Source organism: Bradyrhizobium sp. CB3481, assembly GCF_029714305.1.
Lineage (GTDB): Bacteria > Pseudomonadota > Alphaproteobacteria > Rhizobiales > Xanthobacteraceae > Bradyrhizobium.
In genome coordinates this window covers 888,768-913,304 of record NZ_CP121647.1, presented here as the reverse complement: position 1 = coordinate 913,304, position 24,537 = coordinate 888,768, and the positions used below count along the sequence as shown (strand labels likewise).

Here is a 24,537-nt window from a genome sequence, read left to right as displayed (position 1 = left end):
GATCACCCCCAAACAGAAGGAGCGCGATGATGGTCCTACGTCACCACGCTCCTGACGTTTGCGATCACCGCAAGCCCATCAATCGTCCTGATCGAACAGCCTGATCCGCGGCGCCTCACTCCTCGCCGGCTCGGCAAACATGTCCCTTCGCCCGACCTCGCCAAAGAAGCCCCTTGGCTCACCCTCTTCGCGGATCCTGATCCGCCGCGGCTCGGTTGCTTCGCGGACCCGGTCCTCGACCACATCGAGCTCCTGCTCGCGCGGCGACTGTTCACGCAGTTGCTGTTCACGCGGCTGCTTCCAGCGGCGCTTGTCCGTCCATTGCTGCCGCCGTTCGGCGCGGCGCTTGTCGGCTGCCGCACGCTTGACGTCGGCGTCGCTGGCTCTCGCATTGGATTCCCGAGGCGTGGCGCTCCTGTCGTCGGCCTGTTCAACGGCCTTCGAGGGCTGCGCCGGCGCGGGCGGCGCAGCCGCGACGTTGTCGTTGGCGGTTACGTTGACGGTCTTCTTTTCTTCGGCGGGCGACGCTTCGGCCGCAGGAGCTGCCGCCTGTGTGGACTGCGTCGGTTGTGGCTGAGCCTGCTGCTCCGGCGCGAGTGCGGGACTTGAATTCGTCGTTGGTGGCGCTGCGGCATAAGGCACCGGCTCCGCTGGCGCTGTCGCGACCGGGATAGGTTCCGCGGACATCCTTCGTTCCAGCTTGGAAACCGTCTGCACCGGCGGGTGCGCGATGTTCGCGGCCAGATAACCCCCGCCAAGGCCGGCGCCGACCGCGAAGATCACGGTTCCTACGCCTGCAAAATAAGCCGTTGATGTCCGCATAGCTCGGCTCCCTCATCCTCGCGGGCAAACGCGTGGATGAGGTCGATGTTCCGGCACATCAATGTGTGGAGGCTGGAACCAGCGGCGCTGTGAAGCGCAGCGCGCGCTCAGATCATCGCGGCGACTTTTTCCAGGCCGATGATGCGGGCGAGCGAACGGACTTCGCTCTTCTGGTCTTCACGCAACTGGAACAGTAGCGGCATCGCCGCCGATTTCAGCTGCTGCACTTCGGCCGACTCGGGGTCGATCGGCACGCCCTGCGCATTCGGGTTGGCCTGACGGCCGGCGTGAATCTTGCGGGCGACGGCGCGCAGCGCAGTCTCGACCGGCGGCCAGTAATATTCCTGCGACGAGGACAGCTTCAGGCGATCCTTGATGCCGGCGATCTGGGCATCGCTGAGCAGCGCGTAGTTCTTCTGCGGCTGGGGTTGCGGCTTGGCGACGGTCTTGGGCTTCGGCGGCGGTGCGACCGGCGTGACGCTCGGCGCAACTTCCTTCGGCAGTCCGAGATCGGCAGGGGCGGTCGACGCATAGGCCTGGCGCAACGGCTCGCTCAACGTCGCGGTGGTCTGCGGCGGCTCGTAGGCGGCGGCCGCGTAACTCACGACGGCAAGCCGGTCCTTCTTGCCTTCCTTGTTGGACACCGGCGCCTGAACGGCAATGGCAGAAGCCGCCGCCAGTTCGGGCTGCGCCATGGGTACACTGTCGCGGCCGATAATCGCCGTGACGGCAGCGCCGACTACGAGAAAACAGATCAGCGCAACGATCGTCATGGTTTTGGTCAAAAAGGTCTCCATTCCCGCCGATGTCTGGCCCTTTTGCCGAAAAAACTGCATGACAATTGAGGCTTTACGATGCCGATGCAGGCCCTGATGCCATCGAAAGATGGGGAAATTGCGCCGAACCCGCCCGAATCAGGCAGCCACGGCCAGTTCGTAGGCTTCCTGGATATCGGCAACGATCTCGGAAGCCTCCCACAGGGCGGTCGGGGCGACCTGCTGCAGGGTGACGGTCCAGTTGCTCTTGCGGCTGCGGGGCGTCTTGACGATCTCGAATTCGATGCCGCGGCACAGCGGATGGCGATCGAGCGCACGGGCCACCCGGTGGGTGATCTCCGCGAGCGTTGCCTGGGTCTTGGCAGCAAGATACCGGTCGAAATCCATTTTCAGCCCCCTCGGTGCCGTCCGTCCGGCGGTGGCGGCGGACCGTCCTCTGGGGCTATTGTTGGGGCAGATATGGTTAACGGCGCGTTAAGCATCGGACCGGGGCGATCCCGGACCGCGCCGAACGATGGAAGCGGAACGGCCCCGGCATGGCTGAAGCGATCTCCCGGACGACGTCAGCCGCGCCCTCGGTGCGCGCCGCGCTAACGGCGACATCAGCGATTTCGGTCTTCACGCTGTCGATCGCAACCTTCGAACTGGCGATGGCAGACTGGCCGTCCGGCTTTGTCCTGCTCGTCATCGTGCCGCTGGTGGCGCTACTGTTCTTCGGCTGCATCGTGTGGTCGGCGACGTTGCTGGTGAAGATCCCGACCTGTGGCAGGAAGTTCGCCCTGCCCTTTCTCATCTGCGCGCTGACGCTCGCCATCCTCGCCTACGCGCCGCTGCACCGGATCGCCCTGCAGCAGAATTTCTACTGGCACCGGCAAAACCGCGAGCAGATCGTGGCCCGCGTCGAGGCCGGCGAACTCAAGCCCAATGTCAGTTACAACAAGAACCTGATCGCGCTCGGCGACCGCGAGCCGAACGTTTCGGTGGGAAATGATATCGTCGTCGACGAGGCGGACGAAGGCACCTACGTGCTGTTCCTGACCACGCGCGGGCTGAAGCACTATTTCACCGGCTTCCTGCGCGTGCCGCCCGGCGGCGATCCCAACAAGTTTTTCGAGTTCGACGACAAGCCGCCGAGCCAGCTCGTCCGTTACGACAAGGACTGGTATTTCGTGGCGAACTAACCGGCCTTCGCGCGCATCCCTTGCGGCCATCCGCCTGCGACGGTGCCGAGTGCGATGCCGCCGATGATCAGCGACATTGCCAGAAACAGCGACGGCTCGAGCGGCTCGTTCAACATCACAACTGCACTGACAATGCCGAACATCGGTGTCGCAAGAAGGCATAACGACGTGGTGACGGCGGGCAGGCTGCGGTTCGCCATCGTCATCGCCCAATTGGCGAATGCCGTGCAGACGATCCCACCATAGAGCAGCAGGGCGACAAGGCGGCCGCTCCACGCGATGCGCGGCGGGCCTTCCGTGATCCACGCCATGGCCGAGAGCAACGCGGCCGCCATCAGGACCTGCCAGAACACGAGCTGGAAGGGTGTCGAGATCCATTTGTGGGCCCGGACGTAAACGATATTGCCCGCCCAGCAGAAAGCCGCGAGCAGGATCAGGCCGCTGCCGAACAGCGCGTTGCGGTCGCTCCAGTTCAGCGTTTGCGGATTGAAAATGACGGCGAGCCCGGCCAGACCGAAGCCGATCCCGGTCGCGCGCCGGCGCGTCAGGGGCTCCGACAGGAACACGGCGGCGCCGATCGCGACCCATAGCGGCGTCGTGTAACCGAGCACGATCGCCCTGCCCGCCGGCACGAATTGGAGACCCGTCGCGACCAGCGCCGAAAATGCCACCAGGTGCAGCAGCGAGGTGCAGAGCACGACCGGCAGGTCGCCGCGTCTCGGAATGATGAACTGCCCCTGCACCCACAGCATCGGCGCCAGCGTCGCGGCGGCGATCATGCAGCGCAGCGCGGTCGCCCATAGCGGGGGCACGTCCTGCACGACCATCTTGGTCGCCGGCCAGCTCGTCCCCCACGCCAGCACGACGCCGGAGAGCAGTACAGCCGCGCCGCGGGTTGAAAGTCCACCGGCCATGCCAGATGCGTCCTGTCCTGATGCGTTTCCACATTGCCTAGCCCCTGAACTGGCCCTAATGAAAGAACCAGTTTCTACGATTTATTAGAGCCAGTTATGGACGACCTGCTGCCCGGCATGCTGCATCTGGCGCGCGACGGCGATGAGACGCTGACGCGCCAGCTCACCGACCAGTTGCGGCGCCTGATCGCCACGGGCCGCCTCGCGCCCGGCCAGCGCATGCCGTCGAGCCGTCAGCTGGCGCAATCGCTCGGCCTGTCGCGGAACACCGTCTCATTCGCGATCGAGCAATTGGCGGCGGAAGGCTATCTCACCCTTTCCGCCGGACGCCGGCCGGTCGTAGCGGAAGGCCTGTCGCTCGACCGGCGCAAGAGCCCGCCGCGAAACAGAAACAATCGTGCGGGGAGCGAACGGATAAACCTGTCGGCCTGGGCAAGCAGCCTTCAGCGGTCGGTCTGGCCGCCGATTCACAAGGAGCGGCCCCGGCCGTTTCAGCCCGGACTGGCGGACGAACGCGAATTTCCGCACGACGAGTGGAGCCGCTGCCTGCGTCGCGCGGCGCGGAACGCGCCGCTGCGCCGCGATCGCCCCATCAACCATCCGCCGCTGCAGCAAGCCCTGCTCAGGCATCTCGTGGTTCATCGCGGAATCAAGGCCAAAGCCAGCCAGATCCTGTTCGTGCCCACGGCGCAAGCCGGCCTGATGCTGGTCGCTAACGCGCTACTCGAATCGGGTGATCATGCCTGGGTCGAGAGCCCCGGTTACGCCGGCGCCAACGTGGCATTTGAGGCCGCCGGCGCCATCCTCTCGGCCATCCCGCTCGACTCGCAAGGCATGGTCATTTCCCCGCACAAGCAAACGCCCCGGCTGATCTTCGTCACCCCGTCGCACCAGTACCCGACCGGGCGGCTGATGCCGGTCGGCCGCCGCCTCGAACTGCTTCGCTTTGCAGAGACAGCGGGCGCCTGCATCATCGAGGACGACTATGACGGCGAGTTCCATTATGAGGCCCGCCCGGTGGCGGCGCTGCAGGGGCTCGCACCGTCACAGCGCGTGTTCCATCTCGGCACCTTCTCGAAGGCGACCTATGCGGACATTCGCATCGGCTATGTCGTCGTGCCCGAAGCGCTGATTGATGTCTTCGAGCTCGCGCAGCGCCACATGGGAATATTGACGCCGGTCACGATGCAGGATGCGCTGGCCGACTTCATCAGCGCGGGCGCCTATCTCGGTCACATCAGAAGGATGACGCGCCTCTACAAGGGACGCCGCGATCGCATGCTGCAGGCGCTCGCCGCCGAGGCCGGCGACCGCCTCGCCGTCGAAGCGCCGGCCGGCGGCATGCAGCTATTGGCAAGGTGCCGGCCCCAAACCAACGATCAGCAACTGGCCGCGCGGCTGCTCGAGGCCGGCGTCGTCAGCCGGGCGCTGACAAAAATGCTGTACCACAAGACCAGCGAGCGAGGCCTGTTTCTCGGCTTCGCGGCGTGGAATGACCAGGAGATCGATCGGGCCGCACGCATCCTGGGACGGATCATGCGCTGAGATACGGATAGCCCAAACTGAGGCGTGTGCTCAAAACCCGCGCCGCAGTCAGAGCGCATATGAAGTCCGCTTTGCCCTGATAGCGGCGCAATAGCGGACGTCATCGGCGGTCCCCTTCGGGCCAATAGTGGCCATGACTGACCCCTGCGGGTCATTACTCCGTCGGCGTGATGGACGCCGTCGTCAAATCGGGATCATTGCCGCGACTGAAGTGCACGTCCTCCAAGAGCGAGGAGGATACCGACGGCATCTGCGCGCCATTGGAGGCGCGAAAGACGGCGACACGGGTCTTGTTGAAGACGCCTTCAGCGCTAACGGGGGCATTGAGCTCGTTGAGCAACTCAGTAACGAGCACACTGTGCTCGCCCTTCGTGTCATCGGCGACCTTGCCGGGCGTATTGGACGAGATGATGAGCGCATTGTCGGGCGCGTTGACTGGCGCAAGCCCGTGGGAGTAGGAGCGGAAACGGCGTTCATAGGGATTGCGTCGCGAGGCGTCGATGACGGCCAACGTGGCGCGAGCGCCCCGCTCCTTAACTGCGTGGAGAAGGGTTTCGACAGACATACCCTCGTGGCGTACATCACCTTCCGTCCAGATCACTGCATCGGTCGGGATCATGTAGGTTTCGTGGCGGGACTGCACCCCATAGCCGCCGAAAAACAGCATCACGACAGATCCGGGAATGATCCTGGATTTTAACCGCTCGACCGCGCGAGCCATATCTGCCTTGGTGGCGTCCTCCACCACATCGACATCGAATCCGTGGCGGCGCATTGCATACGCCAGACCGCTTGCGTCGTTGATGGGTTGGCTTAGCGGCTCGGCGGCATCAGGATAATTGCCATTGCCGATGATGAGCGCGAGCTGGAGAGCGCGTGCTCTTTCCGGGGCAGACACCACCTTTGCAGCTTCCGAGGTGTTTAGGTCCAACACTGCGTTCGCGCCGATCGCCAGCAATGCCACGCCGACAAGACTGCAAGTAACGGCAGGCAAGTGGCGAACACAGTAGAGCTGCGTCACTTTCATTTCACCCCCCACTAAACTGCGAGAACTCCCATCCCTTCAAATGCATTTTCGACATGACCGCAGACGAAGATCACGATCAGTCGCAAGAACAGGCCACTTCCCCGCCTGCCCTTCGAAGAGCATGCGTGAAACTTCTTGAGCCCGAGTTAGGCGACGTGGTTTCTGGTGATTTGTGGCGTTTGGTAAACAAACTATGCGAGACCGCCACGAGCAACTATTACGCTGCCGTTTGATGCTTCTCGTACGCAAGGCTCACGAAATTATCCAGCAATCGTACCAGAATGACGGGCTCTCAGCTGTTCATAGTTGGTGACCGCTCACCGACGGTAACATTCTGTTTGCCGTTCGGTACTTTGTAATTCCAAAGTGAATTCTAAGCGCCCGGAATTACGGAGATCGCAGCGAGAGTATCGGCGAACGCATGTCCGCTTCGGGTCCACGAGCGGCGGTCGAGACGAGCATGGACCGGCGTCCGGTCTGCCTCTATCAGCGGACAGGACAACGGCTTAGGCGCCGTTCTGCTTGGGCCATTAGCGGACTAGTGTCGAAATGACTGACAGCATTATGTCTTATCCTTTGGCGTCAAGCGACCTTCATGAACTTCATGGCTGACGGCTTCTTCTTGGACAGTTGGGCCGAGGTGCTGCACCAATCGCGACCCGATCCAAAGTTCCGCAGGCCGTTCGCCCGCCATCTCCTTTGCCCACACAATCGCGTTTTCATCCGTGTCGCAGACGAAGGTGCGGGAGCTCTCGAAACGGCCGTCTGAGCCCATGAGGTTGACACGATATTCCGCCATTGTAACGCTCCTCCAAAAAACGCAGTCGCTGACTGCGCTGTTTAGCGCATCTCCAGTTCTTTGATCGCTTGAGCCGAAAGCTGCGCCGCATCATCGACACCAGTTTGCGCAATCTTGATAATCTTCGTCGCAATCATCTCCGTTAGAGGATCGTCTCGGTCCTTGACGCAGAGGGTATGCAGCGTTTGCTCATACGCCTCAATGATGCGGTTAACCTGTTTCGGCCCTAGCCCTAGGGCAGAGTTCTCTAACAAGCGATAAATAGCCATTTCTATTTAGTCCTATGCTTGGGAGCCGACGTTAGCCATTCGACCATTTGTGAAGCCGCCTCGGGCCGTCGGGCTTTACGGATCAGGAGATCGCGGTCAAATCCCGGCGGAGTATTCTGAGCCTGCTTGCGCAACATCTTCGCCTCGTTTGCAAGGCGGTCTTTAAGACAGGTTGTTTGTTTGAAACGGCGACGCTTCGTCATGCGCTACCTCTAACTATCGAGGTTCGCTGAGTGCGACCGGCGGTCTTATCATTGGTGAAAGGCAAGTACCGAACGGTTCTGCCGATATATCCGGTCGGTGATAACGAAATATGGTCCAGCCTCAAAAGCGCCAGAGTCAAAACATTAAGTTTCTGTCATTCTCAGTGCGTCTATACTCATCACTGCATTGCACAACGGTCACTAAACAAAAAGTTTCGCATAGCAAAGATTGCGCGCTTTGCAACGAGCCGCCCCGCTAGATGTCTGGTAGCGCAAGCAGCGTTCGCGCGGCGACGGGCCGCGTTCCGATTGCGCATCTTCTTAGTTTCCCGTTGCAAATATGCGCCCACTGACAAGCGCGTTTCCGGTTTGGGTCCACAAGCGGTAATGCTCTAACTGATCGTAAGATTTCCGTTTGGCCGCCAGAAGCGGACATCCACGGCTTTATGGTACATCGCCTAGCCGGCCGCCCGCCTCGGCATTGCATCCGGAGCGATCTCGGCAGGCGCCGGCACTTGCATCAGAATGGTTTGACTGCCGGGCGCGATCTCCACGCCGCACTCCTGGAATCGCCGCTTCATGCGGCGGTTGAACTCCCGCTGCACCGGCCAACGGCCGGCATCGGTGCAGCGGATCTGGCCAACGATCGAGGCCATCGAGCCGTCAACCTTGTCGACGCCCCACAATTCGAGATCGCCGCGGATCAGGTGTTGGTACTCCGCCTCGCGGCGCATCTCGGCGACGATGTCCTTGAGGATCTGGCCGGCGCGGTCGGTGTCTTCCTTGTAGGAGACGTTGACGCTGACGGCGGCGTTGCCGGCGCCGCGGCTGGAATTGGTGATCGTCGTCACCGCGCTGAACGGCACGATATGTATCGCGCCGTCGCCGGCGCGCAGGCGCAGGGTGCGGATGGAGACGTTCTCCACCACGCCCGACAGGCCCGACAGCGTGACGGTGTCGCCGACCTGGACGGTGTTCTCGAGCAGCAGAAACAATCCGGTGATGAGGTCCTGCACCAGCTTCTGCGAACCGAAGCCGATAGCAATACCGACGATGCCGGCGCCGGCGAGCAAGGGCGCGACGTTGACGCCGATTTCGCTGAGTGCGGTTAGGCCCACGACGGTGACGATCACGCATAGCAACGCCGTGCGCAGCATCGGCTGAAAAGTGCGCAGCCTGGCCGCGCGCGCGTAATGGCCCTCGCGCGACAACGCATTGATCTTGCGGTCCAGCATCGCGTTGCTGATCTCCCAGATCGCCGCCGCCGCCAGCGCCGCGATGCCAACGGTCACCACCGCCGACAGCAAGCGGCTGCCGATCTGCCCGCCATAGAACCAGACGATGGCGTCGACGCCCCAGACCTCGAGGAGTGCGACGAAGCCGATGAAGGCAATCGCGGCCGAGACGATGTTTCGTAGCAGCGGCAGATAGCGATTGGCGCGGGCCTCAAGGCCCGGGAAGCGGCGCAACAGATCCGGGCTGATGCGAAAGCCGCGATCGATCAGGCTCAATACCAGGATGGTGGCGAGGCGCGCGATCAGCACGACCGCGACGGTGCCGACGAAATATTGCAGCAGCAGCGAGTAGCCGTTGCGGATGTTCAACGCCCACACCGCCCACAATGCGAGATCGAGCGCGATCGCAAGCAGGTGCCAGAGGCCGGCGACACGGTTGCGTATCCTGGCTGCGAAACCGTTGCGGCCTGCCGGTGCGCGGATGGCGTCGGCGATTGGCTTTCGGCATTGCAGGATAACGACGACGACAAAAAGGTGCACGACCAGCATCACAAGGCGCAGCAAGGCGGCATAGCCGGCGCGGTGCAGGCCCAGCAACAAGGCCACGTTGGCGAAGGCGATGCCCGAGACGGCGACTGTCACGATGCGCCGCGCCCATATCTCGACATAGACGGCGGTTTCGGCGCGAACACGAAACAGGCCGAAGGGCCCGGCCAGCGCCCGCACGACGCAGATCAGCACGCGCGACAGCGCGTAGGCGTTGACGACCGCGAGGATCACCAGCCGGGTGGTGGCGAGATCGCCGATCCCGGTGCCCAGCAGCATCGTCGCGATCCCGATGAATGCGAGCACCGGGAGCAATTCGAGCACGAGGCGTCCGAGGACGAAAGGCAACCTGACCAGCGATTGCCAGGTGCGCGCCAGACTGAGCAGCCGCCGATGCTGCGCGGGCGCCGCGGCGACGTCGGCCGCGGACGATGGCGGATCGGCCAAGGCCAATGTCTGCACCGGCGCCTGCGCCGCCTGCGGAAGCCGCGCTTCCAATAGCGCCACCGGTCGCTTGATGAGGCGGAACACCAGCCACTCGGCAGCGAAGGCGCAGAGAAACACCAGCGCCAGCTTCCAGGCGATATCGAGCAATTGCTGATAGGCGGAGGGATCGTTGGCGGTCCGCAGGAACCAGTAATAGAACGCACGATAATGCGTCAGCGTCCGCGCCAGGTCGGCGACCTCGCGCGAAATCTCGCCGACCTGTTCGGACACCATCAGCAGGAGCTGCGCGCCGAGGCTGTCGGCGGTCAGCGGCACGGCGGATTTCGGCTCGGCTTGCGCTTGCGGCGAGGCATTGGCGATCGCACGCAGCGTGTCGATCACTTGCGCGCGCCTCTTGTCGTCGGAAAGCGTCTCAAGCGCCCGCTTCGCCTGATCGGGCGTCAGCGCCTCGGCATTGCCTGCCGCGGGCGTTGGCGGCGCAGCGCCTTGCTCGGCAAAAGCCGGGACTGCGTGCAGGATGAAGACCAGCAGGATCGAGGAGAGCAGTTTGTGCGACACGAAGGCCTCGTCGAATAAAACGCGCCCGCCGGCAAAACCGGAACGGTTTCACCTTCGGGCGTGCGTCATGTCGGAAGGCCCGTTTTCGCCGCCATCCTGTGTCGGAAGTTTGCCACTCCAGCGGTATTCTCTTGGCATTTGCGCTTGATCGCCGGGAACCCGGCAAATCGCCATGAATGAGGGGCGTGAAGCCCGACGCACTCAGCTGAGTCTTATGCGCGCAGCGGCCACCAGATATTCCGTACGGGTGCGCGCGATCATTTCATCGGCAGAGAGCACCTCCGTCACGCCGGAGACGGAGTGGCCTGCGCTCCAAATATCCTTCCAGCGCTTGGGACTGTTCTCCCGCGCGCCGATGTCGATATCCTTGCCGATATCGATCGCGCCGCGCGTCGGCAGGTCATCCGGGTCGAGCCCGGCTTGCTCGATCGAGGGACGCAGCATGTTGGTCTGCAACCCCGTAAATGCCGACGTCAGCAGGACGTCGTCGGCGCTGCTGGCGGCCAGCATCTGCTTGTATCTGATATCCGCCATGCTCTCGCGCGTCGCGATGAATTTTGTGCCCATATAGGCAAGCTCGCAGCCGAGCGCCTCGGCGGCGCGAAGGGCATGGCCGTCGGCAATGCCGCCGGCCAGCACCAGCGGCCCATCGAAGAAGGCACGAACCGCACGCACGAAGGCGAAAGGATTGAGCCACCCGGTCTGGCCGCCGGCACCCGCCGTCAACAGCACCAGCCCGTCTGCACCGGCGGCGATCGCGCGTTCGGCATGGCGGATCGAGGCGACGTCGGCGAACACCAGCGCGCCGGCATCGTGCAGCGGCCCGATCACCGGCGCCGGCGAGCCGACCGAGGTAATGACCAGTTCGGGCCGATGCCGCAGCAGCACCGCAAGATCCTGCTGCAGGCGCGCGTTGGAGCGGTGCACGATCAGGTTGGCGCAGAGCGGCGCGGCCTGCTTGCCGCTGGCATCGGCATGCCGCTGCAGCCGGTCCTCGATCTCGCCGAGCCATTGCTCGAGTTGTTCCGTCGTACGGCAATTCACCGTCGGAAACGAGCCGATCACACCGTTGCGGCAGGCGGCGACCACGAGCTCGACACCGGAGACGAGAAACATCGGCGCCGCGATCAGCGGTAGGCTGAGGCGGTCGCGAAAGTGCGCGAGAACATCGACGGATGGCAAAGCGTTTCTTCCCGGCTTGAGCCGCCTGCTTGGTGTGCTAGCGTTGGTTATTAAGATTGGCACGGCCGAAGGCCAATTACAAAACGGGCGGGAGAAAACAATGAGCAATTCGCTGTACGCGTTTCCGGCGGTGGGCGAGCAGACCTTGCGGGCGCTGGCGCGCTACCCCGAACGTACGGCGTTCGCCTGGCCGGGTGGATCGATCACCTATCGCGGCGCGACCGACATGATCGGCCGCATCCAAAGCATCTTCATGCAGCTCGGCTTTGCCCCCGGTACCCCTGTCGCCTTTCTCACCGCCAACCGTGCCGACACCTGGTGCGCCGGGGTCGCAGCGCAACTATCGCGGTTCGCCATCACCTGGCTGCATCCGCTGGGGTCGCTGGATGATCAATTGTTTCAGCTCGAGGATTCCGAAGCGCAGATGCTGGTCGTCGACGGCGTGACGTTCCGCGATCGCGGCGGTGAACTCGCCGCGCGAGCCACGGGGCTGAAGAGCGTGTTCACGCTCGGCCCTGCCGGCTACGGCGCCGATCTATTGCAGGCGATCGAGACCGCCGGCAGCGCCACGGCGCGCAACTTCGCAGGCCCCGACGATGTCGCCACCCTCAACTACACCGGCGGCACGACCGGCAAATCCAAGGGCGCGCTGCGCTATCACCGCAACATTGGCGGCTTCGCCAGCGCGATCCTCGCCGATTTTGAAATTCCCGATACGCCGCGCTATCTGGCGGTGGCGCCGATCAGCCACGTCGCAGGGACCAAGGTGCTGCCCACGCTGATGCGCGGCGGCACCGTGCACATGTTGAAAGGCTTCGATCCCGAGGCGGTGTTCAAGACCATCGCGCACGAGAAGATCAACTTCACGCTGTTCGTGCCGACGATGATCTACGTCATGCTCGATCACCCCACGCTCGACAAGACCGACCTCTCCTCGCTCGACCTCCTGCTGTATGGCGCTTCCGCGATGTCGCCGAGCCGGCTGGTCGAGGGTATCGAGCGAATCGGCCCGGTATTCTCGCAGCTCTATGGCCAGACCGAATGCTATCCGGTCTCCGTGCTGCGCAAGGCGGACCATGATCCCAACGCGCCGGAACTGTTCCTGTCATGCGGATTCCCGATCGCCGCATGTCAGGTAAAAATCCTTGATAGTGACGACCAGGAAGTCGCAACCGGCGAGGCCGGCGAGATCTGCGTGCGCGCCACCCATGTGATGAACGAGTATTGGAAGCGGCCGGACACCACCGCGGAGACGCTGAAGAACGGCTGGCTGCACACCGGCGACATCGCGCGCGTCGACGAGCGCGGCTACATGTTCATCCTCGACCGCAAGAAGGACATGATCGTCTCCGGCGGCTTCAACATCTTTCCGCGCGAAGTCGAGGACGTCCTGTCGCAGCACGCCGACGTTGCCATGGTCGCCGTGGTCGGCGTACCCGACGACAAATGGGGCGAAGCCGTCACCGCGGTCGTCGTGCCGCGCGACGGCGCCAGGCCGAACGCGGACGAACTGATTAATCTGGTGAAAGCGAAGAAGGGTTCGGCGCATGCGCCGAAACAGATCAAGTTCGTCAGCGAACTGCCGATGACCGGCGTCGGCAAGGTCGACAAGAAGGTGCTGAAAGCGGAGTTCTGGAGCGGCCGCGAGCGGATGGTGGGGTAGTTGCTCCGGCGAAGCGATCGTGTCCCGGACGCGGTGCAGCGCGAAAGCGCTGCTCCGCAGAGCCGGGACCTACTATGACGCGACTAATGGCGACGTGCCGTGTGACGGGTCCCGGATCAGCAGCGCACCACGCCGCAAAAGGCGGCGCGTTGCGCAGCATCCGGGACACGAGAGCGGGAGGTTCGCGCTGACATCGCGTCGCCTTGACGATCACCCGGCCATGCGCCGCTCGGCTGCCCGCTTCGCCTTCTCGAAATCGTTGGGGACTTCGATGTCGACCTCGAGCGTCGAGACCGTCTTGCCCCGATCCAGCTTGACCATGACCTTGTCGGGATCGAGCGCCACGTGCTTGGACACCACGGCGAGAATTTCTTCCCGCAGCGTGACCAGGAGATCGGACTGGCCGAGCAGCCCGCGCTCATGCGCCAGCAGGATCTGCAGCCGCTCCCGCGCAACCGGGGCGGTCGCCTCGCGGCCGCCGAACAGCCGCAGCAGCTTCAAGCTCATGCAGCCCTCCGTCCCAGCAGCCGATCCATGAAGCCCTTGCGTTCGGCCGGCACCACCATCGGGACCTGCTCGCCCATGAGGCGGCGCGACGCTGCGATATAGGCACGGGCCGGCGCGCTCTCGGCATTATTGAGCGTCACCGGTGAGCCGACGTTGGACGCCTTCAACACGTCCTGGCTCTCGGGAATGATGCCGAGCAAGGGCGTTGCGAGGATTTCGAGGATGTCGTCGATATTGAGCATCTCGCCGCGCGCGGCGCGCGCCGGATCATAGCGGGTGATCAGCACGTGCTTTTCCACCCGCTCGCCGCGCTCCGCCCTCACCGTCTTGGAATCGAGCATGCCGATGATGCGGTCGGAATCGCGCACCGAGGAAACCTCGGGATTGGTGATGATGACGGCTTCGTCGGCGTAGCGCATCGCGAGCGTCGCGCCGCGCTCGATGCCGGCCGGACTGTCGCACAGCACCCAGTCGAAGCGCGACCTCAGCTCCTCGATGACGCGGCCGACGCCCTCGTCGGTGAGTGCGTCCTTGTCACGGGTCTGCGAGGCCGGCAGCAGCCAGAGATTATCCAGCCGCTTGTCGCGGATCAGCGCCTGCGGCAGCTTGGCCACGCCCTGCACGACGTTGATGAGGTCGAACACCACGCGGCGTTCGGCGCCCATCACAAGGTCGAGGTTGCGCAAGCCGACGTCGAAATCGACCACCACGACGCTCTGCCCGCTTTGCGCGAGCGCCGCGCCGAGCGCGGCCGTCGAGGTAGTCTTTCCAACGCCTCCTTTGCCAGAGGTAACGACCAGGACCTTGGCCATACGTAATCTCCTTAGCCGGTTAATTCAGCGGGGTAATTTTCATGGTCTCGCCCTGCAGCCAGGCCTGCGCCGGGCGGTTGCGGAGCGAGACGTCGATTTCTTCGGCGGTCTGGTAATAGCCGTCGATGGCCAGCAGCTCGGCCTCGATCTTCTGACAGTAGATCCGTGCCGACGAATTGCCGTTGACGCCCGCCATCGCGCGGCCGCGCAGCGTTCCGTAGATATGGATCGACCCGCCGGCGACGATCTCTGCGCCCGAGCCGACCGAACCCAGGACCGTCACATCGCCTTCCATGAAGACGATGGACTGGCCCGAACGCACCGGACTTTCGAGCAGCAGAGAGGTTTGCTTCGGCTTGGCTTCCGGTTCGGGCTTCTGCGCCGGCTCGGTTCGCGTGATCACGCAGGCGCGGCCGCCGGTCAGCAGGGGCGGCATGTTCTCGATCAGCCGTTCTTCGTCCACGCCCTCGATGCCGAGCACGCGAATGTTGCGTTCGCCGAGGCTGCCGAGCAGATGGGCGATGGCGGAGCTGGAAAGGTCGACGGCGGAGAGGTCGAGCACGATCGGCTTGCCGACGAAGTAGCCCGGCGAGCGTGCCAGCGTCGCGTCGATTTCGGCGAGCCAATCCACGATCGGTACGACGGGGCTGAACACGAACGCGACATAGGAACGGCCGCGCAGCCGGACCAGTTGACGCGTGGGATCCGCTCGGACGTCCATGATGTTCGACTCGCCTTTCCTTATTGAAAGGTTAAGAATCGACCAACTTGGTTAACGAGTAATTAACGGGAATTTCGCGCGAAAACCCGCATTGCGCGCAGAAATCCCGCGAAACGAGCGGCAAATCCGGCGTATTTATGGCCGATTCCAGCTACTAATCGAGGCGGACGCGTATTAAAGCCTTTTAAAACAGGGGGCCGCGCGGTTGTAGTTAACAAGACCTCAACTTAGTTTCGTCACGTTTCCGACCTAAATTCGTCCCTGCGCAGTTCCAACAAACTTTATGTGCGGTGCCAGATGTGCGGTCTGGCAGCTCATTCCGTTGGGCAGACGGACTTTGCCGGCAGGGGAATAGGCAGTGGAAGCCGTGGGGATGGAGTCGTCGCGAGAGCATATCTCGCAGACAGGTGTCGTCGAAAACAAGGACGGCGCCCCACGATCTGATTCAAATCTTCCAAACAAGCATGGCGACGGGTCGACGGAGGCGAATTCCTCCGAACACCTGCTCCGTGAGCTCGAACTCTTGTCCGATACGTCCGCAGCCGTTTCGCCGCAAACCGATCCACCGCATCATCCGACAAGCGACACGAGGAGTAAGGGTATGAGTAGTGTGAGTGAACAGGACCACATCAATCCCCGCGATCCGCTGTACTACGCGCCGCGCTGGCTGCGCGAGCGTTCGGCCTCCCAGCGTGGCGGCAGCCCCGCAGAGACGCCCTTCTCCCCGACCTCGTTCGACACCCAGCTTGAGAGCGCGGTCTCCAATGCTCTGCGCCATCCGCTCGATCCCGAGGTGATGAACGAACCCGACCTGCAGTCGAAGAAGGCATTGTGGAGCGTTGCGGCGCGCTTCGCGGCCGCGATCGGCGTCGCGGCGCTGGTGGCGCTGTTCTTCGTGGTGGCGGTGCCCGGATCCCGGCAGAGCGATGGCGAGCAGGCGCAAGCCCAGCCGCAGCCGTCGGCGCTTTCCGGCGTCGCGCAGTCGATCAAGAGCGCGCTGGCCACCGAGGCATCGCAAAAGCCTGCGATCAACGAGTTCCAGGCGCTGCTCGCCTCACCGCCGCCGAGCGCTCCGGCGCAGTCCGAGCAATCCAACCAACTGCTCCAGCAGTTCATGCAGTGGCGCGAGAAGCCGGACCAGGCCGCGCCGCAACGCGCCAACCAATGATCCAGATGGAGGATGATAATGTCCGGGGACCGACTTTCCGCCATCTTGCTTTCATGGAGGTTGCCATGACCTCGCGCCGGATCACCTTGCTGGTCGGGGCCGTGCTTCTCGGCCTCGCAGGCAGCGCCCAGGCAGCCGGTGACATCGGCATCGTGCGCGACCTTGCAGGCCGCGTTGGACCCGTGATCGGCTCGGCACAGGCGTGCCGCGACATCGCACGCCCCCGCATCCAGAACATCGTCGACAAGTTCACGCAGGTGATCAGGGAAGCCTCGTCAAACGAAGCGGAGCGTTCTGATCTCACCCAGGTGTTCGATCGCAGCGTCGCGGACGGGCGCACGGCCGTCACCTCGGGCCGGCTCGACTGCATTCGCGCCGACCGTCAGCTCGCCGATCTCGAGCGCTCGATCTCCGGCCCCAGCCTCTCCAGCGTGATCGGCCCCTCGCCTGCCGCTGCGGCAACAGCGGCACAGGCCGCGACCGCGCCGACAGCTCCCGTGCCGACCGGCCCGTTGCCGCGCGGCATCGGTGAAAAGGAAATCCGCTTCGGCATCGCAGCGCCCTTCTCCGGCTCCGCACGTGAGCTTGGCAGGCAGATGAAGCTCGGCATCGAGACCGCCTTCAACCGCATCAACGATGCCGGCGGCGTCGACGGACGAATGCTCAAATTGTTTGCCGCCGACGACGGCTACGAGCCCTCACGCACTGCGGAGGCCATGAAGCAGCTCTACGAGAAGGACCAGGTGTTCGGCATCGTCGGCAATGTCGGCACGCCGACCGCGGCGGTCGCGATCCCCTATGCGCTCGAACGCCGGATGCTGTTCTTCGGGGCCTTCACCGGTGCCAATATCCTGCGCAACGATCCGCCCGATCGCTATGTCTTCAACTACCGCGCCAGCTACGCTCAGGAAACCGACGCTGTCGTGCGCTACCTCGTCAAGATCCGCCGGCTGCAGCCGCGGCAAATCGCCGTGTTCGCTCAGCAGGATTCGTATGGCGATGCAGGATTTGCGGGCGTCGCAAAGGCGTTCCGCTCCATGGGCGTGAATGACAGCGCCATTCTCCGGCTCAACTACGCGCGAAACACCGTCGACGTCGACGATGCCATCAACCAGTTGAAGCTCGCGAAGCCGCCGATCAAGGCAGTGGTCATGGTCGCGACCTATCGGGCCGCGGCACGCTTCATCGAGAAGACGCGCGAGCAGTATCCCGGCCTGCTCTACTCGAACGTCTCGTTCGTCGGCTCCACGGCGCTCGCCGAAGAACTGAAGCTGCTGGGGCCGCGCTACACCAACGGCGTGATCGTGACGCAGGTGGTGCCGGCGGTGTCGGGCTACTCGTCGGCCGTGCTGGAATACAAGAACGCGCTCGCCAAGTATTTCCCCGGCGAAGCGGCCGACTACGTTTCGTTCGAAGGCTATGTCGCCGCCAACGTGCTGATCGCGGGCCTCAAGCGGGCTGGACCTCAGCTCGACACTGAGAGGCTGATCGACACCTTGGAGACGATGCGCAATCTCGACCTCGGTCTCGGCACCCAGCTGAGCTTCGGTCGCTCCGAGCATCAGGCCTCGAATAAGGTGTGGGGCACGGCGCTCGACGAAAGCGGGCGTTACCAGGCGCTCGACCTCGAATGATCGAAGAGCCGCGATCCCTGTGATCGCGGCTTCTTCACGTCTGATCTCCGCAAGTCACCGCTTCTCGATAACCAGGCTCTGAACGGCGCGGCCGAAATAGCCGCTGACGTCGGCAAGCCGCGCCATCGCGAGCCCTGCGCCGTCGCGGCCGATCCAGGACTCGGCGTCGACCAATATCCAGTCGCCGACCGGCTCGCGCGCGAAATTCACGGTCAGGTCGGCGTTGAGAAAAGTCCATTCGCGGAAATCCAGCACCGGCGAGGTGCCGTTGCAGAAATCCGCGGCCGCCATCGCCCGCATCGCCTGTGACACCGCCGTGCCCTCCACGATCGGCCGGTCGACGCGGTACCAGATCGCGCCGGGACCCGGCGAGCCGAACCGGCCGCGGGCAGCGCGCAGCGACATGCCGGTGACGAATGGCGAGGAGGAGAAATCCGCGGGCTCGACGCGCGATTGGTCCGGCGAGGGGAGATCGACCGGCGGGATGACGGCATCGGGCGGCAATTGCTGCGCCTGCATCTTGATCTTGAGAACGGTGGCGGCGACCACCACGACGCCCTTGGCGAGTAGCCTGACGGCGCAAAGCTGGATCTTGCGCCCCTCGCGCAGGACTTCGCTCTCGATCGTTAGCGGCGCGACCGGCACCGGGCGCATCAAATCGACGGTCACGCGGGCAATGCGCATCGGGACCGGCGCAGCCATCCGCTCCGCTGCCCACACCACCAGCGCTGCCGGCGGCGAGCCATGCTGCATGCTCTGATGCCATGGTCCCGCGGCAAAAGGGCTGGTGACGACGTCATTGCCGTCAACGCGAAAGATGGCATCCATCAGCTGAGGGGTCCTGTCGATCGAGGGACGAGCTTCTTGCCTGCTTCAGCAGGCCGAGTCGAGCCCGCCGCGGAGCGAACGCCGCGCGCCATCTGCGGCAGGTGGAAAGCGAGACGGCGCATCAAATGAACGCCATGCCGCCATTGAGCACGATGGTCTGCCCGGTCATGTAGTCGTTGCCGAGCACCATCATGACGGCTTGTGCCACTTCCGCGGCCTCGCCCATGCGGCCGAGCGGGATGTTGCGCGCCAGATCAGTCCGGCCGCCCATCATGTCGGTCGCGATCAGCGACGGCGCCACCGCGTTCACCGTGATGCCTTCCTTGACGAGGCGGGCCGCATAGCCGCGGGTCAGCCCTTCCATGCCGGCCTTGGAGGCGTTGTAGTGCACGCCGATGGCCCCCGCGCCGCGCGCAGCGCCCGAGGAGATATTGACGATGCGGCCCCATTTGCGCGCCCGCATCGCCGGCAGCACCGCCTGCGTGCACAGGAACGCCGATTTCAGGTTGACCGCGATGGTGCGGTCGAAATCGTCTTCGGTGAGATCGTCGACGCCGCGCACGATGGCGACGCCGGCATTGTTGATGAGAATGTCGATCGGCCCGAGCGCGGCAACGACCTGTTCAACCATCTGGGTCACGGCCGCGGCCTGCGAAACGTCGGCCGCAACCGCGATGGCGCGGCCGCCCTTGGCCTTGATTTCGGCCACGATCGCCTCCGCGTCGGCGCCGCGCTCGCGGTAATTGACCGCGACTGCCGCTCCGGCTTCCGCCAACGTCCGCGCAACCGCTGCGCCAATGCCGCGGGATGCGCCCGTCACCAGCGCGACATGCGCGCTCAGATCCTGTGCCGCCATCATCGATCCTCCGTCGTATCAACGACGGGGCGCATCCCGCAAGACGCATCAGAATGCGGGGTCGACCGCCTCGTCATATTCCTTCTTGAACCGTGCGATCAGTTCGGCCGCCGGCATCACCTTGCCGATGCCGCCGATGCCCTGGCCCGAGCCCCAGATTTCCTTCCAGGCCTTCGGCTTGGTGCGCTCGCCGGAGGCGTCGGTGCCGAAGCTCATCTTGGAGGGATCGGACGTCGGCAGATCGTCGGGGTTGAGGCCGGCATTGACGATTGAGGGCTTGAGATAGTTGCCATGCACGCCGGTGAACAGGTTCGAATAGACGATGTCTTCGGCCGACGATGAGGTGATCATCTGTTTGTAGCCTTCGACCGCGTTGGCCTCCTTGGTCGCGATAAAAGCGGAACCGATATAGGCGAAGTCGGCGCCGAGAATGCGCGCGGCGCGGATCGCGCGGCCGTTGGCGATTGCCCCCGACAGCGCGATCGGACCGTCGAACCAGGCGCGCGTCTCCTCGACGAAAGCGAGCGGCGAGATCACGCCGGCATGACCGCCGGCGCCAGCCGCCACCAGGATGAGACCGTCGGCCCCCTTCTCGATCGCCTTGTGCGCAAATTTCTGGTTGATCACGTCGTGGAAGACGATGCCGCCCCAGTTGCGGCAGGCCTGATTGAGATCCTCGCGCGCGCCGAGCGAGGTGATCAGCATCGGCACCTTGTGCTTCTCGCAGACCGCAAGGTCATGATCGAGCCGGTTGTTGGACTTGTGCACGATCTGGTTGACCGCGAACGGCGCCGACAGGCGATCGGGATTGGCCTTGTCCCAGGCCGCGAGCTCTTCCTTGATCCGTGCGATCCATTCGTCGAGCAGCGAGGCGGGGCGCGCATTCAGCGCCGGAAACGAGCCGACCACGCCGGCCTTGCATTGGGCGATCACGAGGTCCGGCACAGAGATGATGAACAGCGGCGACCCGATGACGGGTATCGACAGGCGGCCCTTGAACAGCGCGGGCATGGACATAGAGCGGCTATCCTTTGGTTATTGCGGCAAGCGGCATGGCGTAAAGATATGCCAGACGTCATACCAACCGACAAGGCAATCTTTCCAGTGTCAAGTATTGCGTTTTGGCGCTGGCGGCGATGCGTTTGCGCATGATTTGTGTGGGCGTTCGGCCGTCCGCTACTGGCAGAGCGCCCGTGTCACGTAATTTTCCGTCTTGCAGTCGCCCGCCTGCCGCTTGTAGCCCGGCAGGAACACTTTCGGCGAGCATTTCTCGGCCGCATCGGTATCGAGGCTCTTGCCCTCCTTGTAGCCCTTGCTCTGGCACAACCGGTCGGCGCCGGCCTTGCAGTCGGGCGCGCCATTGGCCGCGACCAGACACGCGGCCCGGCCGCTCACCATGATCGAAGGCCTGGCGAGGTTCGGCAGGCCTCCGCCGCCGTTCGTGGCACCCGCGTTGAGCTCTTCCAAGGCCTCGCTCGGGCTCTTCAGCGGCGGCAGCAACGATTTGGATTTCTCGAACAGCTTTCCGATTTCGTTGATCAGGCCCGGATTCTCCTCGCGCGGCGGCGGCTCGGTCTGCTGCGGGGCCGGCTGCGGCGGTAGCGGTTGCTGCGCCGGCGACTGCACGCCGAGGGTCGGCGGCGGCGCGGCCTGCGGCCAGCCGGCCTCGGAAGAGATCGCCAGCATGGACGCAACGAGCCCCGCGGTCGCCAGATGCGGCCGGCTTAGTTCGAACAAACGGCCCATTCGATCGGACATGACGCGAAACCTAGCCTGAAGCCGGGAGGCCGGCCAAGCGCTAGATCAATTTGAACGCGATGTAGAAACCGAGCACCAGAACGACCGCACCGATCGCGACCCATAGGCCGAGGCGCTTTTCCAGTTCGCTCCGGACCAGGTCGCCATAGCGGTTGAGCAGGACCGCGACCACGAAGAAACGGCCGCCGCGCGCCAGGATCGAGAACAGGATGAACAGCCAGATATTGTAACCGGCAAAGCCAGAGGTGATCGTCACGAGCTTGTAGGGGATCGGCGTCAGCCCCTTCAGCAGGATGATCACCGCACCCCATTCGGCATAGGAGGAGCGGAAGGTCTCGACCTTGTCACTGAGGCCGTAGACGGTGATCAGCCAATGCCCGACCGAATCGTAGAGCAGCGCGCCGATCGCGTATCCGACCACGCCGCCGGCGACGGACGCGATGGTGCAAACGGTGGCAAACCACCATGCCTTCTTCGGCCGCGCCAGCGACATCGGCAGCAGCATGATGTCGGGCGGAATCGGGAAGAATGAACTTTCCGCGAAAGCGACCGCCGCCATGATCCAAAGCGCATAGGGCTTGTCGGCGGCGTCGATGCACCAGTCGTAAATCCGTTTGAGCATGCGGGCATGAACCATCATGGAGCGGATTTGTCCATGCCGTAAAAATGAGGATTTTGGCGGGATTTAGTGCCGCTTGCGCGCCGAGCGGCCTTCCAGCGCGACAATTCGCCGCCGAACCGCCGGCGCCGCTGTCGCCTTGGGCAGTGTCTTGGGCAGCGGCTTCGGTAGTCCTTTGGCAGACGCCTTGCTCGTGAGGACCTTCGGCATTTTGGCCTTCGGCAGCTTCTCGGCGATGCCGAGCATGTCCTCACGCCGCTCCATTTCGCGCCAGACGTCCTGCGGCGTCACGCCGGCCGACGCCCACAGAACGGTCAGGTTGTAGAGCAGATCGGCGCTCTCGCGGACCACCGCGTCGGCCTTGCCGTTGACGGCGTCGATCACGACTTCGATGGCTTCCTCGGCCAGCTTCTTCGCCATCTTGGAGGGGCCTCGCTGAAACAGCCGGGCCGTGCGCGACGTTGCCGGATCGAGGTCCCGGGCCGCGAGGACAGCCTGATAAAGCCGTTCGAGCGAATCACTCATCCTCGTAACCTAATGCAAAGTCGCGACAAGCGCGTTAACGGCCGGGCCTGCAGCCGTAAAAAAATCCACCGGCAGGCGGCCGGTGGATTCATCTTTAACGATCCTGATTTTAGCAGTCCTGTTTACCAGCGAGGGCGGTAGTAGGGACCGCATCCGATGCAGTTTCGCGGGTAGTAATACGGGGTCGGGTCGCCGTAGTAGGCCGGCGCACCACCATAGTAACCGTAACCGTGGTCGTAATAGTAGTCGCGGCGGTTCTGCGTGGCCGCGATCGCGAGGCCCGTGCCGACAATGCCGGCAAAGGCGGCCGCTGCCGCGGCGCCACCGCCACCGCCACCGCGGTAGTGCCGGCGGCGGGCGCTGATATCGGTGGCGTCGCTGGTCGCGGCCGTGATGCCCTTGCCCGACGTCGCGGAGCCGGCAAAAGCCATCGACGGCTGCACTGCCGTCAACGCCGCGACAACCGTCGCCACCGCGCCGGCCCGGCCAATCGATGAAAACACACCTTTTCGCGCAAACATCTGCACATCCTCCGTGGAAGCTGGCCCGACAGGCCTCAGATAGCTAACCACGTCGCGGATACTAGGTTCCCGAATCCGAACGGCGGCTGAACGATCCCTGGCGAAATCGTGGCAGTCATCGACCGTTCAGGTTAGATGCTGCACAATACCTCTGCCCAAGGGCGAGAAATGCTGTCGTTGATGTCATCAAGCTGACGTGACCGGCGCGTCAACTTGTCCCACCTCATGCTGATGTAGCCTCATGCGTGCGATCAGGACCAACGCCATCCGCTCTCGTTTGAGCGTTCTTCTCGCTTTCATGGCCGGCCTGTGCGCGGTTGCGGGCTTCACGGCGAAGGGCGTCCTGGCTGCGGACGATCCCCCGCCTCCGCTTGCAATCCAGTTTTCGCTCGATCGCCCGATCGACGCCGCGGCGGCCCCATTCGTGATGGCCGCCACGGGCGGGCTGTTCAGCGCCGAAGCGCTCGCGGTCACGACCAACATTGCCAGCGGATCGTCGGACGCCATTGCACGTGTCGCGGCCGGCAGCAGCGACTTTGCCGTGGTCGACCTCAACGCCCTGATGCGCTTTCGCGACAAGGACAAGCAGGGCGGGCCGCGGATCAAGGCTGTGTTCGTGCTGTTCAATCAGGCGCCTTACGCCATCATCGCCCGCAAAAGCCGCGGTGTCCGCGCGCTGACGGACATCGAGGGCAAGACGCTCGGCGTCGCCGAGGGCGACCTCTCCGTCCGGCTGTGGCCGGCGGTGGCCAAACAGAACGGCATCAACATCAAGCACGTGAAGCAGAGCAGCATCAGCGCCGCGGTGCGCGAGCCGATGTTGTCGGCCGGCCAGGTCGACGCCGTGACCGGTTTCTCCTATCTCTCGGCGATCAACCTGCGGGACCGCGGCGTGCCGGCCGACGATCTGGCGGTGCTCAAATTTGCCGACTATGGCTGCGAGGCCTACGGGTTCGCTGTTATCGTCAATCCCGCGGTGGCGGCCGGCAAGCCCGAGGCGGTCAAAGGGTTCGTGCGCGCGGTGATCGGCGGATTAAACCTGACGATCAAGGATCCGGCTCGCGCCGCCGCCGAAGTAGCAAGCCGCATGGACGGCGGCTCAAAGGACCTCGAATTGGAGCGCCTGCAAGCCATCCTGCGCGACAACATCCTGACCAGCGAAGTGAGGCGCAACGGCATCGGTGCGATCGATCCGGCGCGCTTCGAACGCTCGATCGACCAGGTCGCTGAGGATTTCAAGTTTCAAAAGCGGCCGCAGACGTCGGACATTTTCGACGACCAGTTCTTGCCGCCGCTCAACGGGCGTCTGATCAATTGAGTAAAATGTAACTCCTCATGGTGAGGAGGCGCGCAGCGCCGTCTCGAACCATGCGGCCCCCAAAGGCGCCCGCGGCCCATCCTTCGAGACGCCGCTTCGCGGC

25 protein-coding genes are annotated in these 24,537 nt (G+C 63.9%); 6 read left to right on the top strand and 19 right to left on the bottom strand.

The genetic code is table 11. The features are described 5' to 3' along the window. Positions 1-78: 78 nt before the first annotated feature. From QA643_RS04340 to QA643_RS04330, 3 genes are all read right to left on the bottom strand, one after another. Positions 79-822: a hypothetical protein gene (locus QA643_RS04340; RefSeq protein ID WP_283031974.1), complete on the bottom strand. Its 744-nt coding sequence runs from the start codon at positions 820-822 to the stop codon at positions 79-81. 107 nt (positions 823-929) lie between these two features. After that, entirely contained in the window at positions 930-1,607 is a 678-nt protein-coding gene (locus QA643_RS04335; RefSeq protein WP_283031973.1) for a hypothetical protein, read from the bottom strand. A 129-nt stretch (positions 1,608-1,736) separates the two neighbouring features. Further along, positions 1,737-1,985 (bottom strand): hypothetical protein, encoded by a 249-nt coding sequence (locus QA643_RS04330; RefSeq protein WP_283031972.1) that lies wholly within the window; start codon positions 1,983-1,985, stop codon positions 1,737-1,739. Positions 1,986-2,134: 149 nt separating this feature from the next. On the opposite strand from QA643_RS04330, the gene QA643_RS04325 reads away from it, so the two are divergent. Next, a complete protein-coding gene (locus QA643_RS04325; RefSeq protein ID WP_283031971.1) occupies positions 2,135-2,779 on the top strand; it encodes a hypothetical protein in 645 nt (214 codons plus the stop codon). Here QA643_RS04325 and QA643_RS04320 read toward each other — a convergent pair. Continuing rightward, on the bottom strand, positions 2,776-3,693 hold the full coding sequence (locus QA643_RS04320; protein WP_283031970.1) for a DMT family transporter: 918 nt from the start codon (positions 3,691-3,693) through the stop codon (positions 2,776-2,778). The two genes, QA643_RS04325 and QA643_RS04320, sit on opposite strands and share 4 nt — an antisense overlap. Before the next feature lie 96 nt (positions 3,694-3,789). Between QA643_RS04320 and QA643_RS04315 the strand changes: the two genes are divergently transcribed. Further along, on the top strand, positions 3,790-5,238 hold the full coding sequence (locus tag QA643_RS04315; RefSeq protein WP_283031969.1) for a PLP-dependent aminotransferase family protein: 1,449 nt from the start codon (positions 3,790-3,792) through the stop codon (positions 5,236-5,238). A gap of 154 nt (positions 5,239-5,392) precedes the next feature. Here QA643_RS04315 and QA643_RS04310 read toward each other — a convergent pair whose 3' ends face one another. From QA643_RS04310 to QA643_RS04285, 5 genes are all read right to left on the bottom strand, one after another. Beyond that, positions 5,393-6,265, bottom strand: coding sequence for a caspase family protein (locus QA643_RS04310; RefSeq protein WP_283031968.1), 873 nt, complete (start codon positions 6,263-6,265; stop codon positions 5,393-5,395). 562 nt (positions 6,266-6,827) lie between these two features. Further along, on the bottom strand, positions 6,828-7,064 hold the full coding sequence (locus QA643_RS04305; protein ID WP_283031967.1) for a hypothetical protein: 237 nt from the start codon (positions 7,062-7,064) through the stop codon (positions 6,828-6,830). Between the two features lie 41 nt (positions 7,065-7,105). Further along, the gene (locus tag QA643_RS04300; RefSeq protein ID WP_283031966.1) at positions 7,106-7,333 is read right to left on the bottom strand and encodes a hypothetical protein; all 228 of its coding nucleotides are present in this window, start codon (positions 7,331-7,333) and stop codon (positions 7,106-7,108) included. Positions 7,334-7,994: 661 nt separating this feature from the next. After that, positions 7,995-10,322, bottom strand: a complete 2,328-nt coding sequence (locus QA643_RS04290) for a mechanosensitive ion channel domain-containing protein (protein ID WP_283031964.1) — start codon at positions 10,320-10,322, stop codon at positions 7,995-7,997. A 201-nt stretch (positions 10,323-10,523) separates the two neighbouring features. Continuing rightward, on the bottom strand, positions 10,524-11,504 hold the full coding sequence (locus QA643_RS04285; protein ID WP_283031963.1) for a nitronate monooxygenase: 981 nt from the start codon (positions 11,502-11,504) through the stop codon (positions 10,524-10,526). Positions 11,505-11,604: 100 nt separating this feature from the next. Here QA643_RS04285 and QA643_RS04280 point away from each other — a divergent pair, with 100 nt between their 5' ends. Then, positions 11,605-13,167, top strand: coding sequence for an AMP-binding protein (locus QA643_RS04280; protein WP_283031962.1), 1,563 nt, complete (start codon positions 11,605-11,607; stop codon positions 13,165-13,167). Positions 13,168-13,377: 210 nt separating this feature from the next. On the opposite strand, the gene minE is transcribed toward QA643_RS04280, so the two are convergent. From minE to minC, 3 genes are read right to left on the bottom strand one after another with little or no spacing between them, the layout of a single operon-like run. Beyond that, on the bottom strand, positions 13,378-13,674 hold the full coding sequence (minE, locus tag QA643_RS04275) for a cell division topological specificity factor MinE (protein WP_283031961.1): 297 nt from the start codon (positions 13,672-13,674) through the stop codon (positions 13,378-13,380). Next, positions 13,671-14,486, bottom strand: a complete 816-nt coding sequence (gene minD, locus QA643_RS04270) for a septum site-determining protein MinD (protein ID WP_283031960.1) — start codon at positions 14,484-14,486, stop codon at positions 13,671-13,673. Before minD ends, minE begins: the two co-directional genes overlap by 4 nt. A gap of 19 nt (positions 14,487-14,505) precedes the next feature. Then, entirely contained in the window at positions 14,506-15,207 is a 702-nt protein-coding gene (gene minC, locus QA643_RS04265; protein ID WP_283031959.1) for a septum site-determining protein MinC, read from the bottom strand. 601 nt (positions 15,208-15,808) lie between these two features. Here minC and QA643_RS04260 point away from each other — a divergent pair. Both QA643_RS04260 and QA643_RS04255 read left to right on the top strand, forming a co-directional pair. Then, complete coding sequence (locus QA643_RS04260; RefSeq protein WP_283031958.1) at positions 15,809-16,375, top strand: hypothetical protein; 567 nt, start codon at positions 15,809-15,811, stop codon at positions 16,373-16,375. A 65-nt stretch (positions 16,376-16,440) separates the two neighbouring features. Beyond that, the gene (locus QA643_RS04255) at positions 16,441-18,009 is read left to right on the top strand and encodes an ABC transporter substrate-binding protein (protein ID WP_283031957.1); all 1,569 of its coding nucleotides are present in this window, start codon (positions 16,441-16,443) and stop codon (positions 18,007-18,009) included. A gap of 54 nt (positions 18,010-18,063) precedes the next feature. On the opposite strand, the gene QA643_RS04250 is transcribed toward QA643_RS04255, so the two are convergent. The 7 genes from QA643_RS04250 to QA643_RS04220 all read right to left on the bottom strand — a co-directional run bounded on the left by QA643_RS04250 (position 18,064) and on the right by QA643_RS04220 (position 23,116). Continuing rightward, positions 18,064-18,837, bottom strand: coding sequence for a thioesterase family protein (locus QA643_RS04250; RefSeq protein WP_283031956.1), 774 nt, complete (start codon positions 18,835-18,837; stop codon positions 18,064-18,066). Positions 18,838-18,958: 121 nt separating this feature from the next. Beyond that, positions 18,959-19,693: a 3-oxoacyl-ACP reductase family protein gene (locus QA643_RS04245; RefSeq protein WP_283031955.1), complete on the bottom strand. Its 735-nt coding sequence runs from the start codon at positions 19,691-19,693 to the stop codon at positions 18,959-18,961. A 48-nt stretch (positions 19,694-19,741) separates the two neighbouring features. Next, complete coding sequence (locus QA643_RS04240; RefSeq protein ID WP_283031954.1) at positions 19,742-20,710, bottom strand: nitronate monooxygenase family protein; 969 nt, start codon at positions 20,708-20,710, stop codon at positions 19,742-19,744. A gap of 159 nt (positions 20,711-20,869) precedes the next feature. Continuing rightward, positions 20,870-21,451, bottom strand: coding sequence for a hypothetical protein (locus QA643_RS04235; protein WP_283031953.1), 582 nt, complete (start codon positions 21,449-21,451; stop codon positions 20,870-20,872). A 40-nt stretch (positions 21,452-21,491) separates the two neighbouring features. Further along, positions 21,492-22,073 (bottom strand): YqaA family protein, encoded by a 582-nt coding sequence (locus QA643_RS04230; RefSeq protein ID WP_283034709.1) that lies wholly within the window; start codon positions 22,071-22,073, stop codon positions 21,492-21,494. A gap of 63 nt (positions 22,074-22,136) precedes the next feature. Continuing rightward, positions 22,137-22,595: a phosphoribosyl-ATP diphosphatase gene (gene hisE / locus QA643_RS04225; protein ID WP_283031952.1), complete on the bottom strand. Its 459-nt coding sequence runs from the start codon at positions 22,593-22,595 to the stop codon at positions 22,137-22,139. A 122-nt stretch (positions 22,596-22,717) separates the two neighbouring features. After that, the gene (locus tag QA643_RS04220) at positions 22,718-23,116 is read right to left on the bottom strand and encodes a hypothetical protein (RefSeq protein WP_283031951.1); all 399 of its coding nucleotides are present in this window, start codon (positions 23,114-23,116) and stop codon (positions 22,718-22,720) included. Positions 23,117-23,357: 241 nt separating this feature from the next. Between QA643_RS04220 and QA643_RS04215 the strand changes: the two genes are divergently transcribed. After that, positions 23,358-24,434, top strand: a complete 1,077-nt coding sequence (locus tag QA643_RS04215; protein WP_283031950.1) for an ABC transporter substrate-binding protein — start codon at positions 23,358-23,360, stop codon at positions 24,432-24,434. Positions 24,435-24,537 lie beyond the last annotated feature (103 nt).

What these genes read in the sequence shown, in the direction of transcription:
- QA643_RS04340 (WP_283031974.1), bottom strand. Translation starts at nt 822, where the DNA reads ATGCGGACATCAACGGCTTATTTTGCAGGCGTAGGAACCGTGATCTTC.
- QA643_RS04330 (WP_283031972.1), bottom strand. Translation starts at nt 1,985, where the DNA reads ATGGATTTCGACCGGTATCTTGCTGCCAAGACCCAGGCAACGCTCGCG.
- QA643_RS04325 (WP_283031971.1), top strand. Translation starts at nt 2,135, where the DNA reads ATGGCTGAAGCGATCTCCCGGACGACGTCAGCCGCGCCCTCGGTGCGC.
- QA643_RS04320 (WP_283031970.1), bottom strand. Translation starts at nt 3,693, where the DNA reads ATGGCCGGTGGACTTTCAACCCGCGGCGCGGCTGTACTGCTCTCCGGC.
- QA643_RS04315 (WP_283031969.1), top strand. Translation starts at nt 3,790, where the DNA reads ATGGACGACCTGCTGCCCGGCATGCTGCATCTGGCGCGCGACGGCGAT.
- QA643_RS04310 (WP_283031968.1), bottom strand. Translation starts at nt 6,265, where the DNA reads ATGAAAGTGACGCAGCTCTACTGTGTTCGCCACTTGCCTGCCGTTACT.
- QA643_RS04305 (WP_283031967.1), bottom strand. Translation starts at nt 7,064, where the DNA reads ATGGCGGAATATCGTGTCAACCTCATGGGCTCAGACGGCCGTTTCGAG.
- QA643_RS04300 (WP_283031966.1), bottom strand. Translation starts at nt 7,333, where the DNA reads ATGGCTATTTATCGCTTGTTAGAGAACTCTGCCCTAGGGCTAGGGCCG.
- QA643_RS04280 (WP_283031962.1), top strand. Translation starts at nt 11,605, where the DNA reads ATGAGCAATTCGCTGTACGCGTTTCCGGCGGTGGGCGAGCAGACCTTG.
- minE (WP_283031961.1), bottom strand. Translation starts at nt 13,674, where the DNA reads ATGAGCTTGAAGCTGCTGCGGCTGTTCGGCGGCCGCGAGGCGACCGCC.
- minD (WP_283031960.1), bottom strand. Translation starts at nt 14,486, where the DNA reads ATGGCCAAGGTCCTGGTCGTTACCTCTGGCAAAGGAGGCGTTGGAAAG.
- minC (WP_283031959.1), bottom strand. Translation starts at nt 15,207, where the DNA reads ATGGACGTCCGAGCGGATCCCACGCGTCAACTGGTCCGGCTGCGCGGC.
- QA643_RS04260 (WP_283031958.1), top strand. Translation starts at nt 15,809, where the DNA reads ATGAGTAGTGTGAGTGAACAGGACCACATCAATCCCCGCGATCCGCTG.
- QA643_RS04255 (WP_283031957.1), top strand. Translation starts at nt 16,441, where the DNA reads ATGACCTCGCGCCGGATCACCTTGCTGGTCGGGGCCGTGCTTCTCGGC.
- QA643_RS04250 (WP_283031956.1), bottom strand. Translation starts at nt 18,837, where the DNA reads ATGGATGCCATCTTTCGCGTTGACGGCAATGACGTCGTCACCAGCCCT.
- QA643_RS04245 (WP_283031955.1), bottom strand. Translation starts at nt 19,693, where the DNA reads ATGGCGGCACAGGATCTGAGCGCGCATGTCGCGCTGGTGACGGGCGCA.
- QA643_RS04240 (WP_283031954.1), bottom strand. Translation starts at nt 20,710, where the DNA reads ATGTCCATGCCCGCGCTGTTCAAGGGCCGCCTGTCGATACCCGTCATC.
- QA643_RS04235 (WP_283031953.1), bottom strand. Translation starts at nt 21,451, where the DNA reads ATGTCCGATCGAATGGGCCGTTTGTTCGAACTAAGCCGGCCGCATCTG.
- QA643_RS04230 (WP_283034709.1), bottom strand. Translation starts at nt 22,073, where the DNA reads ATGCTCAAACGGATTTACGACTGGTGCATCGACGCCGCCGACAAGCCC.
- hisE (WP_283031952.1), bottom strand. Translation starts at nt 22,595, where the DNA reads ATGAGTGATTCGCTCGAACGGCTTTATCAGGCTGTCCTCGCGGCCCGG.
- QA643_RS04220 (WP_283031951.1), bottom strand. Translation starts at nt 23,116, where the DNA reads ATGTTTGCGCGAAAAGGTGTGTTTTCATCGATTGGCCGGGCCGGCGCG.
- QA643_RS04215 (WP_283031950.1), top strand. Translation starts at nt 23,358, where the DNA reads ATGCGTGCGATCAGGACCAACGCCATCCGCTCTCGTTTGAGCGTTCTT.